Genomic DNA, 17,067 nt, shown 5'->3' on the forward strand with positions numbered 1-17,067 from the left:
TTAAGTTTCACTTTAGTAATATTCTGTGAAAATTTTATTTTAAGGAAAAATAATGAAAAAGTTAGGTCTTTATTCTGTTTTAGTTTCAGCTTTACTATTTACTACAGGTTGTAGTGAAAAAAATGCTGATGTAAATGATGTTGTTGCTCCATCTACTGCTCCTGTTGAAGCAGCTATTCAAGATGGTACTCTTTTAGAGAGAGCTGGAAATGGAAACTATTATATGATTAATGGTCAAAGAGTTTTAATTGAGCATGTTTATTTTGATTTTGACAAATACAATTTAACACCTGCAAATAAAGACAAGGCTGTAAGTAACTCTTCTAAACTTTCACAAGTTTCTTCTGATACTACAATTAAAGTATTTGGAAACACTGACGAATGGGGAAGTGATGAGTATAACTATGCATTAGGTTTAAAAAGAGCAAACTCTGTTAAAGATGTTTTAGTAGCAAATGGTGTTACAACTAACGTTACAATGGTATCTTTAGGTGAAAGCAATCCAGTTTGTACTGAAAAAACTAAAGAGTGCTGGGCACAAAACAGAAGAGTTGAGCACGAATTAGAAAAATAATTTTTATGAAAAAAATTATACCTTTATTATTCGTAATAACTTCATTAACCGTAGCCGAAGAGGTTTCGGTTTATGGAGCTTCTAACCAAGATAGTTCTTATGGATTATCTGCATCTGAAAAACACATACTAAAAAATCAATCAAATATAAGTAATTTATCTTCTAAACTTGAAGAGATTAATAGTTTAGTAAAATCTATTAATGGAAGATTAGAAGGCTTAGAGTCTACATATGAAGGTGATTCAAGAAAATTGAATGATTTATCTTTAAAATTAAATCAATCTTCAGATTTAGCTTCTAATGAGGCAGTTTCAAATGCTAGTCAATCAGATTTAAATAGTTTAAAAGCTGCTCTTTCAAAATTAACAACAATGGTTAATAAAATAAATTCAGAATATGTATCTTCTACTGAGTTAGAAAAAAATATGCAACAATTTGTTACTAGAGAAGAGTTTGAAGCTGTTAAAAAGGCTATGGGTATTAAAACACCACAAGGTTCTTCTAAAACAATAGTTGAGACAAAAGAGAAAGCAGTTGATACTTCTTCAAGCTCTAATGAGCTAAAAACAGCGGAAGATAGAGCAAAATTTATGGTTGAAGCAAAAAAAGATTATGATTCAAAAATATACAATAGTGCCATTCCAAAGTTTGAGAAACTAGTTGAAATAAACTATAAACCTGCTGAAAACAACTACTATTTAGGTGATATGTGGTTTAAAAGAAAAAAGTATGATCAAGCTATTGTTTATTATAAAAAATCAGCAATGCTAAATGATAAAGCTTCTTATATGCCAACACTACTACTAAATAGTGGAATATCATTTGAAAATACAAAAGATAAAGATAATGCTAGAAACTTCTATAGTACGTTGATAGAACTTTATCCAAATAGCCAGGAAGCTAAAGTGGCTAAAACAAATTTAAATAAATTATAAAAGGAATTAAAATGTCAAATAAAGTAATTGGAATAGAGTATACATTAAAAGATGCAAAAACAGGAGAGCAGCTTGATACAAATGTTGGACAAGCTCCACTAGAGTTTGTTTCTGGAAAAGGTCAAATAATAAAAGGACTAGAAGACAAACTTGTAACTATGTCTGCAAATGAAGAGGCTGATGTTTTAGTTGAAGCTAAAGATGGTTATGGAGAGTATAATCAAGAGGCTATTCAAACTCTTCCAAAAGAGCAATTTGCAGGAATTGAACTTGTTGAGGGTATGAGTTTATATGGTCAAGGTGAGCATGGTGAAACTATTCAAGTTGTTGTAAAATCTTTTGATGATGCAAATGTAACGATAGATTATAATCACCCAATGGCTGGAAAAACTCTAATGTTTACAGTTGCAATTTTAAGTTTAAGAGATGCAACTGAGGAAGAGGTTCAGTCTGGAGTTGTAGGTGGGTTTGCTGCTATGGGTGGTGGATGTTGTGGTTCATCATCAGGTGGTGGACATGGTGGTTGTGGATGTGCAAGTGGAAACGATGAGCATGATCATGACCACGGACATAGCCATGGTGGTGGATGTGGAACTGGTGGTGGACACGGTGGATGTGGTTGTCACTAAGTTATTTACATTAAATAATAAAGATATATAATTTTGCCCAAGTGTAGAGATACATTTGGGCAATTTAATTTTAAATAAAAGGTTAAGTATGAAAAAAGTAGCTTTTATATTCCCAGGACAAGGAAGTCAAGCAGTAGGAATGGGGAAAGATTTTTTTCTTAATAGTGATATTGCAAAAGATATGATAAAAAAAGCCAGTGAAAGATTAAATATAGATTTTGAAAAACTTCTATTTGAAGAGAATGATAATCTAGGAAAAACTGAGTTTACACAACCAGCTATTTTACTTGTAAGCTGCATTGCTCTTGAAGTTTTTAAAAGTAAGTGTGATATTAAGCCAGAGTTCGTTTTAGGGCACTCTTTAGGAGAGTTTTCAGCTTTAGTTGCTGCTGGAGCAATAAACTATTTAGATGCTATAGAGCTAGTTAATAAAAGAGGAACTTTTATGAATGAGGCTTGTAGTGGAGCAGGTGCTGGTATGATGGCACTTGTTGGAATTGATGATACTAAAGTTGAAACTATTTGTGAAGATGAGAGAAAAAAAGGTTTAAAAGTTTGGGCAGCAAACTACAATATGGATGGTCAACTAGTATTAGCAGGTCTTAAAGCAGATTTAGAAAAACTAGTTGATACTTTTAAGAGTGCTGGAGCAAAAAGAGCATTAGTTCTTGATATGAGTGTTGCATCTCACTGTGAACTTCTTGATAGCGCAGTTGAAAATTTAAAACCGTACTTAATAGAGTTTTTAGAAGAAAAATTTTCAAATGTAATTTCAAATGTGAGTACTGAAATATATAGTACAAAAGATGAAGCAGTTGACCTTTTATCTTCACAACTTATAAAACCTGTAAAATATAAACAATCAATAAATGCTCACGATAGTAAAGTTGATTTATATATAGAATTTGGACAAGGTGCAGTTTTAAAAGGTTTAAATAGAAAAATCACAGATAAGCCAACTTTAAATGTAAATGATATGAAAACTTTAGAAGAAACAATTGAGGCTTTAAATGAATAAATTAGCAATTATGGGAGCTATGCAAGAAGAGATAGACCCCCTTTTAGAGTTTTTTAAAGATTACAAAACTATTGAATATGCAGATAATAAGTATTATGAGGTGAACTACAAAGGATTAGATATTGTAATAGCACACTCAAAAATAGGAAAAGTATTTGCTTCATTAACTGCTTCTACTCTTATTCAAAAATTCTCTTGTGACACTCTACTTTTCTCAGGTGTTGCAGGAGCTATAAATTCAAAATTAAACATTGGAGATTTAATAGTTGCAACAAAACTTTGCCAACATGATTTAGATATTACAGCTTTTGGACATCCAAATGGATATGTTCCAGGAGGAAAAGTTTTTATAGATAGTTCAAAAGAACTTTTAGAAGTTGCAAAAAAAGTGGCAAAGAATGAAAATTTAAAAGTAATAGAGGGAGTTATCGCAACTGGGGATCAGTTTGTTCACTCAAATGAGAGAAAAGAGTTTATAGAAAAAACTTTTAAAGCAGATGCTTTAGAGATGGAAGGAGCCAGTGTTGCAGTGATTTGTGATGCTTTAGATGTTCCTTTTTTTATTTTAAGAGCAATAAGTGATAGTGCGAATGGTGAAGCAAACTTTGATTTTGATGAGTTCTTAAATAGTAGTGCAAAAATATCTAGCAATTACTTGGTAAAAATCGTGGAGGAAGTTATAAAAAGGTAGTTTAATACTACTTTGTGAATGATTATTCTATAATAATTTAAAATTTTTTAAAGGATTAAAATGGATAATTTATTTAGAATTGAATATGATTTTTTAGGCGAAATGCAGATAGAAAATGATAAATATTATGGTATTCAAACTTTAAGAGCAAAAGAAAACTTTAATATTACAACTATTGGAATAAATCTTTTTCCAAACTTTATAAACTCACTTGCAAAAGTAAAAAAAGCTTGTGCATTAACAAATTTTGAATTGGGAGATTTAACTGAAACTCAAAAGAATGCTATTGTTGAAGCTTGTGATAGAATAATTTCTGGAGAGTTTCATGACCAATTTATAGTTGACCCAATTCAAGGTGGAGCTGGAACTTCAACAAATATGAATGCAAATGAGGTAATAGCAAATATTGCTTTAGAGATTTTGGGCGAAAAAAAAGGTACATATAATATTATTCATCCAAATAATCATGTAAATATGAGCCAATCTACAAATGATGCTTATCCAACAGCTATTAAAATCACACTTTATGAACTAATTTTTAAACTACAAGATAGTTTAAAAATTTTAAGAGATGCTTTTTATGGGAAAGCAGTAGAGTTTAAAGATATTTTAAAAATGGGGCGAACTCAACTTCAAGATGCAGTTCCTATGACTTTGGGGCAAGAGTTCAAAACTTATGCAACAATGATAGATGATGATATTTTAAGATTAGCAAAAGCACAAAATACTTTAAAAGAGGTAAACCTAGGAGCAACTGCTATAGGAACTGGAATAAATACAAAACCAGAGTATCAAGAGCTTGTAATAAAAAACTTAAGACTAGTAACTGGAACAGATTATTATATGGCAAATGATATGATAGAAGCAACTCAAGATACTAGTACTTTTGTTCAAATATCTGGAAGATTTAAATCAATTGCTATAAAAGTTTCAAAAATTTGTAATGATTTAAGGCTTTTAAGTAGTGGACCAAGAGCTGGATTAAATGAGATTAATCTTCCACCAATGCAACCAGGAAGTTCAATAATGCCAGGGAAAGTAAATCCAGTTATGCCAGAAGTTGTAAATCAAGTTGCATTTGATGTAATTGGTGCTGATGTTACAATCTCAATGGCAAGTGAACATGGGCAACTTCAACTAAATGTTTTTGAACCAATTATTGCTTATAAACTATTTATCTCTATAAATATGATGAGAAGAGCTTTTGAAAGTTTAGCTGAAAAATGTATCAAAGGAATAACTGCAAACCCTGAAATTTGTATGAATAATGTTTTAAACTCTGCAACTTTAGTAACTTCTTTAAACCCAATTTTGGGATATGAGAAGAGTTCAGCTGTTGCAAAAGAGGCACTAAAAACTGGAAAAAGAGTTTATGATATTTTATTAGAGCAAAAACTTTTTACTGAAAAAGAGCTAGAAGAGTTGTTGCAACCAAAGAATATGGTTCATAACTATGACAAAATCTAAAATAACAGTTATAAATACAGGAGGTACTTTTAATAAAAGGTACAATCCTTTAAGTGGAGAACTTGAAGTGCCAAAAGATGCTTTGGCACTTCAAGAGATAATAAACTATTCATATAATATTGAGTTTGAACTTATAAATATAATCTCTAAAGATAGTTTAGAGATGAATAATTTTGATAGAAATTTGATAGTACAACATATACAAAATTGTAAAAATGAAAATATTATTATAGTTCATGGTACAGATACTATGGATTTAACAGCATCTTTTATAGATGAAAAGATAGAAGATAAAACTATAATACTAACAGGTTCTATGCTTCCTATGTCTATAAACAAAGTTGAAGCTACTTTAAACTTTTCACAGGCTATTGGTTTTTTTAATGCAAGTCCTAAAAGTGGTCTATATATCTCAATGCATGGAAGTGTAAAAAACTATAAAAAACTTAAAAAAAATAGAGAGTTAGGGCAGTTTTTAGAAATATAAATTTAAAAAATAAGAACTCCTTCTCTTTTAGTATTTAAATATCAAAAAATTCTCCATCAACATATAACCAAATACTATTCTTTTTTAAAAATCTACTTTTTTCAATAAATGAGATATCTTTTTTATTTTGAAATAAATGTGCTTTAAATTTCACAAAACTTTCAACTTCTCCATCTATAAAATCCAAAATTTCAAGTTTATTGAAATTTGTATTTTTACAAAAGAATTTAATGTCATTTTCCCAAGATAAGGTATCTAAAGTGAAATCAGAGTTGTTTTTATCTGTTGTTTTTATAATATAATCACTTCTAAAAAAGGCAAAAGCACTAAATCTTGATTTCATAAGCTCTAAAGCAGTTGCTGGACTTTTTATCTCGTCATGAAAAACTTTACAACATTTTTTATACTTTATTAAACTTCCACAAGGGCAAAGAGAGTTTACACTAAATTTCAAAACATTCCTTTATATTAAAATATTTAAACTAAACTACATAAAATTATTAAAGTTTTAATTTTAAAAGAAATTTACCTCTTTTTAGATAAAATCCATATTCAAAAATAAAAAATAAGATAAAAAAGGATAAAAGCTATGGCTTTATATACATGTGGACATATTATTCCAGATTCAGACTCTGTTTGTTCAGCTATCTCTTTAGCATATTTACTAAATAAAATTGGTCGTTCTGCGACTCCTGCTAGACAAGGTGAGTTAAATCCAGAGACAAAATTTATTTTAGATAAGTTTGGTTTTGAAGCACCAATTCTTAAAACATCTTTTGAAGGTGATGAATTATTTATTACAGATTATTCAGATTTAGCACAAGCTCCAAATGATATGGATAAAACAACAGTTGTAGGAATTGTTGATCATCATAAGCTTGGAGACATTACAACTTCAGCACCTTTAGAGTGTTGGATAAGACCTGTTGGTTGTACAAATACAATTGTAAAAGAGATGTATGATTATCATAAAGTCGAAATTCCAGCAAATATTGCAGCTATTATGATGTGTGCGATTTTATCAGATACAGTTATTTTCAAATCTCCAACATGTACTCCACTTGATATTCAAGTAGTAAGAGAACTATCACAAATTTGTGGTATTGAAGATTTTGGAGCTTTAGGTATGGAGATGTTTAAAGTAAAATCACAAGTTTTAGGAACTCCTATAAGAGAGCTTGTTTTAAGAGATTATAAAAATTTTGATATGCATGGAAAAAAAGTTGGAGTAGGGCAACTTGAAGTTGTTGATGGTTCAGTTTTTGATAGTGTAAAAGCTGATTTAATGGCAGATATACAAAAAGTTAAAGATGAACAAAACTTGCATACAGTTGCACTGCTTTTAACTGATATTATGAAAGAAGGAAGTGAAGTTTTAGTTGTTTCTGATGATACAACTATTTTTGAAAAAGCATTCTCTTGTAAGCTAGATAATGGAAAAGTTTGGTTAGATGGATGTTTAAGTAGAAAAAAACAGATTATTCCTTTCTTAGAACCTGCATTTGCTTAAGATATAAAAGCTTAAAAGCTTTTATATCTTACTTTCTTTAGGAGATAAAATGAAAAAACATTTAATAGAGTTTTTAAAAGATATGGGAATAGAGCCAACATTTTTGGCTATGAGTATTTCTATACTACTTATAATAGTTTTTGTTTCAATATTAATTCATCTATTTTTACATAAAATTATTTTGAGAGCTATAAAAAAAATTGATTCAAAAAAGAAAAATATTATAACTAGAGCTTTACTTGAAGAGAGTCTATTTCAAAGATTAGCTTTGGTTTTTCAAGGTTTAGTTGTATATTGGCAATCAACAATATGGATAGAAAAAGGTGTAATATATGAGACACTTTTAACAATATCATTGGTTTGGATATCTATATTTGGACTTTTAGCTATATATTCTATTATTGATAAAACTTTTAAAACACTTCATACTGCAACAGATGTACAATTTTTTGCTATGAGAACAATTATTCAAAGTATCAAATTGATTTTTGGAATAATCTGTTTTATTTATATAGTAGCAATTTTAGCAGATAAATCTCCTGTTGCCATTTTAAGTGGACTTGGAGCTATGTCTGCTGTTTTAATGTTGGTATTTAAAGATACAATACTTGGATTTACAGCAGGATTACAGTTATCAACTAATAAGATGGTTCAAATTGGAGATTGGATTGAGATGCCAAAATATGGTGCAGATGGAGATGTTATAGATATTGGCTTAAATGTTGTAAAGGTTAGAAACTTTGATAAAACTATTACAACAATTCCAACTTATGCACTTGTTTCTGACTCTTTTAAAAATTATAGAGGAATGAGAGAAAGTGGTGGAAGAAGGATAAAAAGAGCTATAAAAATTGATATAAAAAGTATAAAGTTTTTAGATGATGAAGATATAAAGAGATTAGAAAAAGCAAATTTATTGGCTCCTTATTTACATGAAAAGCAGTGTGAAATAAATGATTATAATGAGAAAAACAATTTTGATTTAAGTGTTGCAATAAATGGAAGAAGGCTTACAAATATAGGTACATTAAGAGCTTATTTGCTTACATATTTAAGAAATCATCCAAATATAAATAAAGATATGACAATTATGGTGCGACAACTATCTCCTACAGAATATGGTATTCCTCTTGAGATTTATTGTTTTACAGCAACAACAGTTTGGATTGATTATGAAAATATTCAGTCAGATATTTTCGATCATATCTATTCAGTTTTGGGCGAGTTTGATATAAAATCATATCAATATGGATAAAAAATATATAATTGAAGATACTTTCACTTATATATTAAAGTTTAAAAAATGAAAAGTTGCATATTTAAGAATCTAAAATTAGACTTTATAGAGTTACGATATGTAGAAGATATAAAAGATTGTGTAAAGATGCATATACACGAAGAACTTACAATCACTGCAATAAAAAAAGGTTCATTAAATCTTATTTTCAATGATACTTGTATTGAACTAAAACCAAATGAAATTACTATTATAAATAGTCAAGTTCCTCATAGTGCAACAACAAATGAAAAATCAAAAGATGGTTATGTTTTGTACTTAAAAAAAGAGTATTTACAAAAATTAGATTTTAATTTTTTATCAGCTTTTGAGTTAATCAAAAATAAAAATATATATAAAAGTTTTATAAAATTATCTGATTGTTTACTTGATACTAAAGTTTCTTTGATAGAAAAAGAGGAGGAACTTTATCTATTTTGTTTTACATTTTTCTCTTTTGAACAAACACAACAAAACTATAAAGAAGAGTCAATTTTAGCTATGAAGATAAAAAGGTATTTAGATGAAAATTATCTTGAAGAGCTTATCTTAGATGAGTTAGCTTTGAAGTTTGATTTAACAGTTGTTCATCTAATACGAGTATTTAAAAAGGAGTTTGGGCTTCCAATTCATTCATATATTTTAAATAAAAAAGTACATCTTGCAAAAGAGTTATTAGTGTCAAATATCTCTATTTCTCAAATAGCACAAAATAGTGGTTTTTTTGACCAAAGCCACTTAAATAGAAGCTTTAAAAGAATCTTTCAAATTACACCAAAAGCGTATCAAAAAAATATTTTTCCAAAATGTTAATTTTGTACAAGATTTTATTTTTTGTAAAAGTTATAATTTGCAAAATTTATAAAGGAGTTTAACATGGATGTAAATATTATAAAACAAATTATCTATTTTTCTCTTCTCTGCCTCAAAACTTTCTAATACTTAAAACATAAAAAAACAAATCAAAAAATAAAAAATCATAACGGAGTAAACCATGAGTTTCAAAAAATATAAGCAATATCCAATTGTTAAAAATTTCAAAAGAGAATGGGCAGATAAAACTATAACAAAAGCACCAATTTATTGTAGTGTAGATTTAAGAGATGGAAATCAAGCCTTGATAAACCCTTTAACTGTTGAACAAAAATTGGAGTATTTTAAAGCTTTAGTAAAAATGGGTTTTAAACAAATAGAAGTTAGTTATCCAAGTGCTAGTGATACAGATTTTAACTTTACTAGAAAATTAATAGAAGAGGACTTAGTTCCTGATGATGTAGCCATTCAGATTTTAATTCCTTCAAAAAAAGAGTGGATTAAAAAAAGCGTTGAAGCTATGAAAGATGTAAAAAATGGAATCTTCCATTTATACAATCCAACAAATGAGTTTCAAAGAAGAGTTGTTTTTCAAAAAAGTGATGATGAAATAATACAAATGGCAGTTGAAGCTATGCAATATTTAGGTGAACTTACAAAAGATTTTGAAGGAAAGGTAACTTATCAATATTCACCAGAAAGCTTTTCTCAAACAGATTTAGAGTTCGCTGTAAAAATTTGCAATGAAGTTATAGATGTAGTAAAACCAACTATTGATAAGAAGATGATAATAAACTTACCAAATACCCTTGAAGCTTGCACAGCGAATGTATACGCAGATAGAATAGAGTGGATGTGTAAGAATTTAAATTATCGTGAAGCTTTGATTATTAGTGTTCATCCTCATAATGATAGAGGAACTTCAGTAGCAAGTGCTGAGTTAGCTGTACTTGCAGGTGCTCAGAAAGTTGAGGGAACACTATTTGGAAATGGTGAAAGGGCAGGGAACTTAGATATAATAAATTTTGCTTTTAATATTTATTCACAAGGAATTGACCCAAAACTTGATTTATCAATAATCGATGAAGTAAAAGATATGTATGAAGATAAAACGGGAATTTTGGTACATCCAAGACATCCTTTTGTTGGCGATATGATATTTACTGCTTTTAGTGGAGGACATCAAGATGCTATCAAAAAAGGAATAGATTTTTATAGACAAACAAATAGTAAAATTTGGAATGTACCATATTTACCAATAGATCCAAAAGATATAAAAAGAGGATATGAAAAAGTTATACGTGTAAACTCTCAATCAGGAAAAGGAGGAGTAAGTTTTATAATAAGTGAATTTTTAGGTGTAAATATAAATAAAGATGAAGCTATAAAATTTGGTTTAGTCATAAAAGAAGAATCAGATAGATTAAAAAGAGAGTTGAAAAGAGATGAAATAATAGAGCTTTATAAAAAACATATAAGTGAACAAAATGAAGCTTTTTATAACTGATATTTTTAAGTCAAAGCAAATTAAAAAAATTGTATCCTATATAGTTTTAAAATTTAAATAAAGGATATTATATGAAACACGAATTAATGAAATTACCATATGCAAGTTTAGCTCCACTTATGTCAGATGAGACTTTAGAGTATCATCATGGGAAACATCACAATACTTATGTTACAAATTTAAATAACCTAATTGCAGGGACAAAATTTGAAGAAATGAGTCTTGAAGATATTGTAAAAAAATCTGAAGGTGGATTATTTAATAATGCTGCTCAAGTGTTTAACCACGATTTCTTTTTCAATGGTTTAACTCCAACTCAAGGTGCAATTCCAGCAAATGTTGAAGCTGCTTTAACAAAAGCTTTTGGAAGTGTTGATAAATTTAAAGAAGAGTTTACAGCTAAAGCTATTGGACAATTTGGTTCAGGATGGGCTTGGTTAGTTCTTGATGGAGCTAATTTAAAAATTGTTACAACTTCAAATGCAGGATGTCCAATAACTGATGGATTAAAACCTGTTTTAACATGTGATGTGTGGGAACATGCATACTATATTGATACAAGAAATGCAAGACCAAAATTCTTAGAAAATTTCTGGAAACTTGTAAACTGGGATGTAGTAGCTAAAAAACTAGCATAATTTAAAAGTAAAAGTATGGAGATTTTCCATACTTTTATATAAAATAAACTCAAATAATCTTAGTTGTTTTTACAACTTTTATTACATTTTGCATCTAAACTATATTTCCCAGCCCCAATAAACATAATAGAAACTGAAGCTAAAAGATATAATAAAGGTAACTCAATCACAGGACCACCAGTTTTTCCTAAAACAAATAAATCTGAACTATGAGCTAAGAAAATAGCAAAAACCATTGTTAATGCAAAAAATAGAGATGAAATTCTAGTAAATAGACCTAGAATAATTAAAATAGGGAAAAGAATCTCTCCTAAATATACACCATAAGCAAAAAATTCTGGTAAACCAGCTTGAGTAACTAAAAATTTGATACCATCAATTCCATTTAAAAATTTAGCAATACCATGAAATAGCATAAGTCCTGCTATACTTACTCTTAAAATTAATTTTCCTATCTCTTCATTTAAAATATAAGATAATTTATTTTCACAACATCTCATAAAAGCTCCTTTAAAAAAATTTTGAAATTGTATCTTGTTTAAAGTTAAATTAACTACTAATTAGTAATATATTTTTAAAAATTAAACTAATTTTATTTAAATTCTATTTTTCCTTGGCTTGAAAGTAATGCTCCGCAAAGATTATATAAAACTCTAGCTCCAACATTTAAATCCCACTCATTATCTCCAACTTCGCATAAATCAAATCCAATGATTTTTTTTCCACTTTTTACAATCATAAAGATAAGATGTTCAAGCTCTCCATATCTTAATCCACTTGGAACTGGAGTTCCTGTATTTGGGCAGTTTAAAGGTTCAAGTCCATCTATATCAACAGATAGATATACATTTTGTGGTAGTTGTTCAATGTATGGTAAAAAGATATCTTCAAGAGATTTCCCACTTGCTAGTTGGCATTGCATATCTGTATCGTATAGACAAGCTCCTTTTTTTTCTAAATTAGTCATTCTTTTTGCTTCTTCGCTACTATAGTCTCTAATCCCTATTTGTACTAGCTTTGAGACCTTAGAACAATCTTTTAAAACATTATAAAAAATAGATGCATGAGAGTAAGTAAAACCTTCATAAGCCTCTCTTAAATCATGATGGGCATCTATATGAAGTATTCCAAAATCTTCTTTCGTTGAGTCATTTATAGCTTTTATTTGTCCATAAGGAGTTGAGTGGTCACCTCCAACTAAAGCAGCAAATTTTCCATTTTCTATAGTTTCCATACTCTTTTTATATACATAATCATTTAAGTATTTTGAAGCTTCATTTACAAAGGCTAAAGATTTTTTGTCCTCTTTTGAGATCTCTAAAGCTTCTATTACTTTTATAGCTTTTTTTCTTGCAACAATACTTAGTTTTTTTATTCTTTTTGAATAATCTAACATTGTAATTCCAGCTTTATAAGGCTTTATATAGTGATAATTTTCTAAATCTAGTTGGTGACTAGCTTCTTTAAAACTACTTGCAGCTTTTGCAGTTCCTTCCCCATAAGATACAGTTGCTTCCCATGGAACAGGAAGAATTATTAAACTAGCCTCTTTGGGATCAAGTTTTCCTCCCAAAAAACCATCATCTTTTTTTGGAGGAAGCCCTTTTTCTAAAATTTCTATATCCTCTTTTAAGCTTCTAAATTTCATAATATCTCCTAAAGTTTTTTTGAAGTTTAGTCAAGTTTTGCTTTTTTTGTATTTAATCTATTCTTATTTTATATTTTAAAAAATTATCAGATTTACCTAAAGATAACTATTTTTCTGATAGAATTTAAGAAAATTTAGGAAAATATATTTGAAACTATTACATACTATTAGAAAATCTATATTTTTAACAACTTTTTTATCACTTGTTTTTGCCTTTTCTATCTCGTTTTTATCTCAATATAACTTTTTCTTTAAAAATCTAAAACAATTAGAATTTGAGTTTGTAGAACAAAAAAAGAAAGAGGTGAAAAATGAAGTTTTAATGCTTCATGGTCTTATAAAATATAAAGAGGAGCTTCTTTATAAAACTCTAGAAGAAAAGTTAAAAAATAGAGTTAATCAAGCTTACTCTTTGGCTCTTAGTATATACAATAAAAATGTAGGTATAAAGAGTGAAGATGAGATAAAACTTTTAATTGCAAAAGCTCTTTTAGATTTTAAGTTTCAAGATAAAAATGAGTATTTCTTTATAAATAGTAATAGTGGAAATGCTATATTGTTTAACAAAGAGATAAGATTAAGTGAAAATTTAAATATCTTAGACTTAAAAGATATAAATAATAAAAATATAGTACAAACTCAAATAAAAATAGCAAAAGAGAGTAAAGAGGGGTTTACTATAAATAGTTTTGTTAAACCAAGTGGTGATTCTAAAGAGTATACAAAATTAACATACATAAAACTTTTTGAACCATTTGATTGGCATATTGGAACAGGAGAATATCTTGATGCTTTAAGAGAGAAAAATAAGAGTGAATTTTTGGATTGGATAAGTTCATTAAAATATGAAAATAGCCAATACACTTTTTTAAATACAACAGATGGATATAGTTTAATATTTGAAGGTAAAAAATTACAACATCCAGAGAAACACCCTTTTCCAAACTATTTAAAAAAACAAGTAGAGATTTCAAAAAATCAAGATGGTGGTTTTTATGAGTATAAATTTAAAAAACCAAATAGTGTAGAAGTATTTGATAAAATCTCTTATGTTAAAGAGTATGATACTTATGGTTGGATTATTGGAAGTGGAGTTTATTTAGATGAGGTTAAAAATGATATTCAAAATAAAGAGCTTTTTTTTAGGGAAAATATAAATAGACAACTCTTTTTATTAATTACAATTTTTATAATTATAGTTATGGTAGCCTATATAATATCTATAAAAATTTCAAAGTATATAAATATAAATATAGAAAATATAATTAGTTCATTTACTAAGGCCTCTTTTGAAAATAGTATAATGGATACAAGTAGATTAACATATAGTGAGTTTATAGGTTTAGCAGATAGTTTAAACTATACTCTTACAAATAATATTTTAGCGGAAGAGAAGCTTCAAGAGTATATAAAAATAGTAAATCAAAATGTAATTACATCAACAACAAATAAAGATGGTGTAATCATAGATGTTAGTGAAGCTTTTTGTGAAATTTCTGGATATACAAAAGAGGAGACTATAGGAAAAACTCATAGTATTGTAAGACATCCAGATGTTCCTATTGAATTTTATAAAAATATGTGGGATACTCTTTTAGCTAAAAAAGAGTGGAGAGGTGAGATACGAAACTTAAATAAATCTGAGAAAGAGTATTGGGTTTTTGCAAGTATTACACCAATAATAAAGCATGGTGAGATAGAAGGTTTTACTGCAATTAGAACAAATATTACAGATAAAAAACATATAGAAAAATTATCTATCACAGATGAACTTACAACTTTGTATAATAGAAGATATTTTAATATTAAATTTGAAGATGAGATAAAAAGAGCAAAAAGGGACAAAAAGACTATTTGCATAATAATCTTAGATATTGACTACTTTAAACAATACAACGATACATATGGGCATCAAAAGGGTGATTATGTACTTTTTGAAGTTTCAAAGGTTTTAAAAGTAAAAACAAATAGAGCTAGTGATTTTGCATTTAGAGTTGGTGGAGAAGAGTTTGTGATTATTGCTAGTATAGAAGAAGATAAGATTTTACAATTTGTAAGTAGTATAAAAGAGGGTATTGAAAACTTAAAAATAGAGCATATTGGAAATAAGGCATCAAAGTATGTAACTGCTTCTTTTGGTGTAGTTTGTATTAAAGATACAAATACTTTAACTTTTCACGAGCTATACAAAAAGGCTGATGATAACCTTTATGAAGCAAAGAAAGCAGGAAGAAATAGTATATTTTTTGAGTAAAGAAGTATATTAACCTCTTTTAAACTCAAAAATTTTACCTTTATAAGGTTCATCTAAAAAATCTAAATCTTCAGGTTTAAATGAATTTAAAGTAAATCCATAATTTTCCATCTCTTTATTAAATTTTGCTTGATGTCCTCTATTTGGATTTGCTAAAATAACTGTACATTTATCTTTTGTATGAGCATTGATAAAAGATGATAGAAGCTCCACATGATCTCTTTCATAAAGTAAATCACTACCAATTATTAAATCAAATTTTCCAAGTTTTTCTGAGTATATTTTATTCCAGTCAACTCTTACAAAAGGTATCTCATCATCATTATTAAGTTCTGTATTTATATCTAAAAAGCTTTCAGCTTCAGGGTGATAATCTGTTGCAGTTATATCTGCATCTAATTTGTTTAAAATAAGGCTAGAAAGTCCAATTCCACAACCAACTTCTAGTATTCTTTTGTTTTTGAAATCATAATCTTGAATATATTTTGCTAAAACTTCAGCTGAAGGCCAAATTACTCCAAAAATAGGCCAAGTAGCACTTGATATTCCTAAATTCTTTGCTATATTTTTTGTATCACTAAATTGTTGAGTATCTTTTAGTGTCCTAATATGAATATCTTCTTCCCCAAACTCAATGGTTTGATATTTAAATCTTATATTTTTCATAACTCTGGTAAAGCTCCGTAACTTTCTCTAAATTTAACCATCTTGTTGGCTTAATAAACTCTATTGTCATATAAATTCCTATAAATGATTTTAAGCAGTATAAAATTTTAAGAGTATAAAGTAGATTTTTATATAAAAAAGAACAATATATTGTAAAAACTTTATATCGCTTAAGTTTTCATTCTATCTGAAAAATAGTATTAAAGCAAACTTTGTATAATATTTTATGGAGTAAAAAGCTAAAAGGAGTTCTATTTTAAAAGATGACACCAGCTATTAATTTATTAAAAAAGTATAAATGTGATTTTAAAATTCACAAATATGAACATGACCCAGCTTGTACAAACTTTGGAGATGAAGCAGTTGAAAAGTTAGCTTTAGATGCAAATCAAGTTTATAAAACTTTGCTTGTAGAATTAAGTCCAAAAGAGTTGGTTGTTTGTGTACTTCCAGTTTCAAATACTCTTAGCTTAAAAGATGTTGCCATACATTTTGATGTAAAAAAAGCACAAATGGCACAAAAAGATGAAGCACAAAAAGTGACTGGATATTTGCTTGGAGGGATATCTCCTTTGGGACAAAAAAAACTTTTAAGAACTATTTTAGATGAAAGTGTAAGAAAATTTGAGAGAATCTTTATAAGTGGTGGCAAAAGAGGATTAGATATTGAAGTAAAAGTAAAAGATTTAGAAACTATATTAAAGGCAAAAGTAGCTAAAGTAACTCTATAAAATTCTAAAAGGAGCAAAAATGGCAAAAAATAAAGGTGAACCAAGTTTAGAGAAAATTGATGATTATAATGGAAATGAATCAAAACAAAAAAGAAATACTGTAAGACTTATAGTTCTAATACTTTTAGTTATTGGTGCAATTTTTGCATATTTAAAACAACCATATAATGATGAGATTAAAGGGGTAGAGGAGAAGACTCAAATTCCTGCAAAATAAGAGGCT

Annotated in this window: 19 protein-coding genes; 15 read left to right on the plus strand and 4 right to left on the minus strand. The window is 28.1% G+C overall.

The window, feature by feature from the left end; translation table 11 throughout:
• Window positions 1-52 precede the first annotated feature (52 nt).
• From ATR_RS02055 to ATR_RS02085, 7 genes are all read left to right on the plus strand, one after another.
• Complete coding sequence (locus ATR_RS02055) at window positions 53-574, plus strand: OmpA family protein (protein ID WP_115427839.1); 522 nt, start codon at window positions 53-55, stop codon at window positions 572-574.
• Window positions 575-579: 5 nt separating this feature from the next.
• Entirely contained in the window at window positions 580-1,509 is a 930-nt protein-coding gene (locus tag ATR_RS02060) for a tetratricopeptide repeat protein (RefSeq protein WP_115427840.1), read from the plus strand.
• A gap of 11 nt (window positions 1,510-1,520) precedes the next feature.
• The gene (locus tag ATR_RS02065) at window positions 1,521-2,138 is read left to right on the plus strand and encodes an FKBP-type peptidyl-prolyl cis-trans isomerase (RefSeq protein ID WP_115427841.1); all 618 of its coding nucleotides are present in this window, start codon (window positions 1,521-1,523) and stop codon (window positions 2,136-2,138) included.
• Between the two features lie 88 nt (window positions 2,139-2,226).
• Window positions 2,227-3,156, plus strand: a complete 930-nt coding sequence (fabD, locus tag ATR_RS02070) for an ACP S-malonyltransferase (protein ID WP_115427842.1) — start codon at window positions 2,227-2,229, stop codon at window positions 3,154-3,156.
• On the plus strand, window positions 3,149-3,847 hold the full coding sequence (locus ATR_RS02075; RefSeq protein ID WP_115427843.1) for a 5'-methylthioadenosine/adenosylhomocysteine nucleosidase: 699 nt from the start codon (window positions 3,149-3,151) through the stop codon (window positions 3,845-3,847). The genes fabD and ATR_RS02075 overlap by 8 nt, the downstream gene beginning before the upstream one ends.
• A 60-nt stretch (window positions 3,848-3,907) precedes the next feature.
• Window positions 3,908-5,314 carry an aspartate ammonia-lyase gene (gene aspA, locus ATR_RS02080; protein WP_115427844.1) on the plus strand — a complete coding sequence of 469 codons (1,407 nt, stop codon included), beginning with the start codon at window positions 3,908-3,910 and terminating at the stop codon, window positions 5,312-5,314.
• Entirely contained in the window at window positions 5,301-5,801 is a 501-nt protein-coding gene (locus ATR_RS02085) for an asparaginase domain-containing protein (protein ID WP_115427845.1), read from the plus strand. The genes aspA and ATR_RS02085 overlap by 14 nt, the downstream gene beginning before the upstream one ends.
• Before the next feature lie 34 nt (window positions 5,802-5,835).
• Here ATR_RS02085 and ATR_RS02090 read toward each other — a convergent pair whose 3' ends face one another.
• Window positions 5,836-6,255 (minus strand): YchJ family protein, encoded by a 420-nt coding sequence (locus ATR_RS02090; protein ID WP_115427846.1) that lies wholly within the window; start codon window positions 6,253-6,255, stop codon window positions 5,836-5,838.
• 135 nt (window positions 6,256-6,390) lie between these two features.
• Between ATR_RS02090 and ATR_RS02095 the strand changes: the two genes are divergently transcribed.
• The 5 genes from ATR_RS02095 to ATR_RS02115 all read left to right on the plus strand — a co-directional run bounded on the left by ATR_RS02095 (window position 6,391) and on the right by ATR_RS02115 (window position 11,545).
• Window positions 6,391-7,311 carry a manganese-dependent inorganic pyrophosphatase gene (locus ATR_RS02095; protein ID WP_115427847.1) on the plus strand — a complete coding sequence of 307 codons (921 nt, stop codon included), beginning with the start codon at window positions 6,391-6,393 and terminating at the stop codon, window positions 7,309-7,311.
• A gap of 49 nt (window positions 7,312-7,360) precedes the next feature.
• Window positions 7,361-8,566 carry a mechanosensitive ion channel family protein gene (locus ATR_RS02100; RefSeq protein ID WP_115427848.1) on the plus strand — a complete coding sequence of 402 codons (1,206 nt, stop codon included), beginning with the start codon at window positions 7,361-7,363 and terminating at the stop codon, window positions 8,564-8,566.
• Between the two features lie 48 nt (window positions 8,567-8,614).
• Window positions 8,615-9,400, plus strand: coding sequence for a helix-turn-helix domain-containing protein (locus tag ATR_RS02105; RefSeq protein ID WP_115427849.1), 786 nt, complete (start codon window positions 8,615-8,617; stop codon window positions 9,398-9,400).
• Between the two features lie 181 nt (window positions 9,401-9,581).
• Window positions 9,582-10,907: a 2-isopropylmalate synthase gene (locus tag ATR_RS02110; RefSeq protein WP_115427850.1), complete on the plus strand. Its 1,326-nt coding sequence runs from the start codon at window positions 9,582-9,584 to the stop codon at window positions 10,905-10,907.
• Between the two features lie 71 nt (window positions 10,908-10,978).
• Window positions 10,979-11,545, plus strand: coding sequence for a superoxide dismutase (locus tag ATR_RS02115; RefSeq protein ID WP_115427851.1), 567 nt, complete (start codon window positions 10,979-10,981; stop codon window positions 11,543-11,545).
• A gap of 59 nt (window positions 11,546-11,604) precedes the next feature.
• Here the strand turns inward: ATR_RS02115 and ATR_RS02120 are convergent, their stop codons facing one another.
• Window positions 11,605-12,045 carry a DoxX family protein gene (locus tag ATR_RS02120; RefSeq protein ID WP_115427852.1) on the minus strand — a complete coding sequence of 147 codons (441 nt, stop codon included), beginning with the start codon at window positions 12,043-12,045 and terminating at the stop codon, window positions 11,605-11,607.
• A 92-nt stretch (window positions 12,046-12,137) separates the two neighbouring features.
• Window positions 12,138-13,193 carry an arginase family protein gene (locus ATR_RS02125; protein WP_115427853.1) on the minus strand — a complete coding sequence of 352 codons (1,056 nt, stop codon included), beginning with the start codon at window positions 13,191-13,193 and terminating at the stop codon, window positions 12,138-12,140.
• Between the two features lie 148 nt (window positions 13,194-13,341).
• Here ATR_RS02125 and ATR_RS02130 point away from each other — a divergent pair, with 148 nt between their 5' ends.
• A complete protein-coding gene (locus ATR_RS02130) occupies window positions 13,342-15,447 on the plus strand; it encodes a cache domain-containing protein (protein ID WP_115427854.1) in 2,106 nt (701 codons plus the stop codon).
• Between the two features lie 9 nt (window positions 15,448-15,456).
• Here ATR_RS02130 and ATR_RS02135 read toward each other — a convergent pair whose 3' ends face one another.
• Window positions 15,457-16,113: a class I SAM-dependent methyltransferase gene (locus ATR_RS02135; protein ID WP_115427855.1), complete on the minus strand. Its 657-nt coding sequence runs from the start codon at window positions 16,111-16,113 to the stop codon at window positions 15,457-15,459.
• Window positions 16,114-16,376: 263 nt separating this feature from the next.
• On the opposite strand from ATR_RS02135, the gene ybaK reads away from it, so the two are divergent.
• On the plus strand, window positions 16,377-16,844 hold the full coding sequence (ybaK, locus tag ATR_RS02140) for a Cys-tRNA(Pro) deacylase (protein ID WP_115427856.1): 468 nt from the start codon (window positions 16,377-16,379) through the stop codon (window positions 16,842-16,844).
• 19 nt (window positions 16,845-16,863) lie between these two features.
• On the plus strand, window positions 16,864-17,061 hold the full coding sequence (locus ATR_RS02145) for a hypothetical protein (protein WP_115427857.1): 198 nt from the start codon (window positions 16,864-16,866) through the stop codon (window positions 17,059-17,061).
• Window positions 17,062-17,067 lie beyond the last annotated feature (6 nt).

Source organism: Aliarcobacter trophiarum LMG 25534, assembly GCF_003355515.1.
In the GTDB taxonomy this organism is placed as follows: Bacteria; Campylobacterota; Campylobacteria; order Campylobacterales; family Arcobacteraceae; genus Aliarcobacter; species Aliarcobacter trophiarum.

Excerpts from the sequence above, each read along its gene's own strand:
- ATR_RS02055 (WP_115427839.1), top strand. The coding sequence starts at position 53 with ATGAAAAAGTTAGGTCTTTATTCTGTTTTAGTTTCAGCTTTACTATTT.
- ATR_RS02060 (WP_115427840.1), top strand. The coding sequence starts at position 580 with ATGAAAAAAATTATACCTTTATTATTCGTAATAACTTCATTAACCGTA.
- ATR_RS02065 (WP_115427841.1), top strand. The coding sequence starts at position 1,521 with ATGTCAAATAAAGTAATTGGAATAGAGTATACATTAAAAGATGCAAAA.
- fabD (WP_115427842.1), top strand. The coding sequence starts at position 2,227 with ATGAAAAAAGTAGCTTTTATATTCCCAGGACAAGGAAGTCAAGCAGTA.
- ATR_RS02075 (WP_115427843.1), top strand. The coding sequence starts at position 3,149 with ATGAATAAATTAGCAATTATGGGAGCTATGCAAGAAGAGATAGACCCC.
- aspA (WP_115427844.1), top strand. The coding sequence starts at position 3,908 with ATGGATAATTTATTTAGAATTGAATATGATTTTTTAGGCGAAATGCAG.
- ATR_RS02085 (WP_115427845.1), top strand. The coding sequence starts at position 5,301 with ATGACAAAATCTAAAATAACAGTTATAAATACAGGAGGTACTTTTAAT.
- ATR_RS02095 (WP_115427847.1), top strand. The coding sequence starts at position 6,391 with ATGGCTTTATATACATGTGGACATATTATTCCAGATTCAGACTCTGTT.
- ATR_RS02100 (WP_115427848.1), top strand. The coding sequence starts at position 7,361 with ATGAAAAAACATTTAATAGAGTTTTTAAAAGATATGGGAATAGAGCCA.
- ATR_RS02105 (WP_115427849.1), top strand. The coding sequence starts at position 8,615 with ATGAAAAGTTGCATATTTAAGAATCTAAAATTAGACTTTATAGAGTTA.
- ATR_RS02110 (WP_115427850.1), top strand. The coding sequence starts at position 9,582 with ATGAGTTTCAAAAAATATAAGCAATATCCAATTGTTAAAAATTTCAAA.
- ATR_RS02115 (WP_115427851.1), top strand. The coding sequence starts at position 10,979 with ATGAAACACGAATTAATGAAATTACCATATGCAAGTTTAGCTCCACTT.
- ATR_RS02120 (WP_115427852.1), bottom strand. The coding sequence starts at position 12,045 with ATGAGATGTTGTGAAAATAAATTATCTTATATTTTAAATGAAGAGATA.
- ATR_RS02125 (WP_115427853.1), bottom strand. The coding sequence starts at position 13,193 with ATGAAATTTAGAAGCTTAAAAGAGGATATAGAAATTTTAGAAAAAGGG.
- ATR_RS02135 (WP_115427855.1), bottom strand. The coding sequence starts at position 16,113 with ATGAAAAATATAAGATTTAAATATCAAACCATTGAGTTTGGGGAAGAA.
- ybaK (WP_115427856.1), top strand. The coding sequence starts at position 16,377 with ATGACACCAGCTATTAATTTATTAAAAAAGTATAAATGTGATTTTAAA.
- ATR_RS02145 (WP_115427857.1), top strand. The coding sequence starts at position 16,864 with ATGGCAAAAAATAAAGGTGAACCAAGTTTAGAGAAAATTGATGATTAT.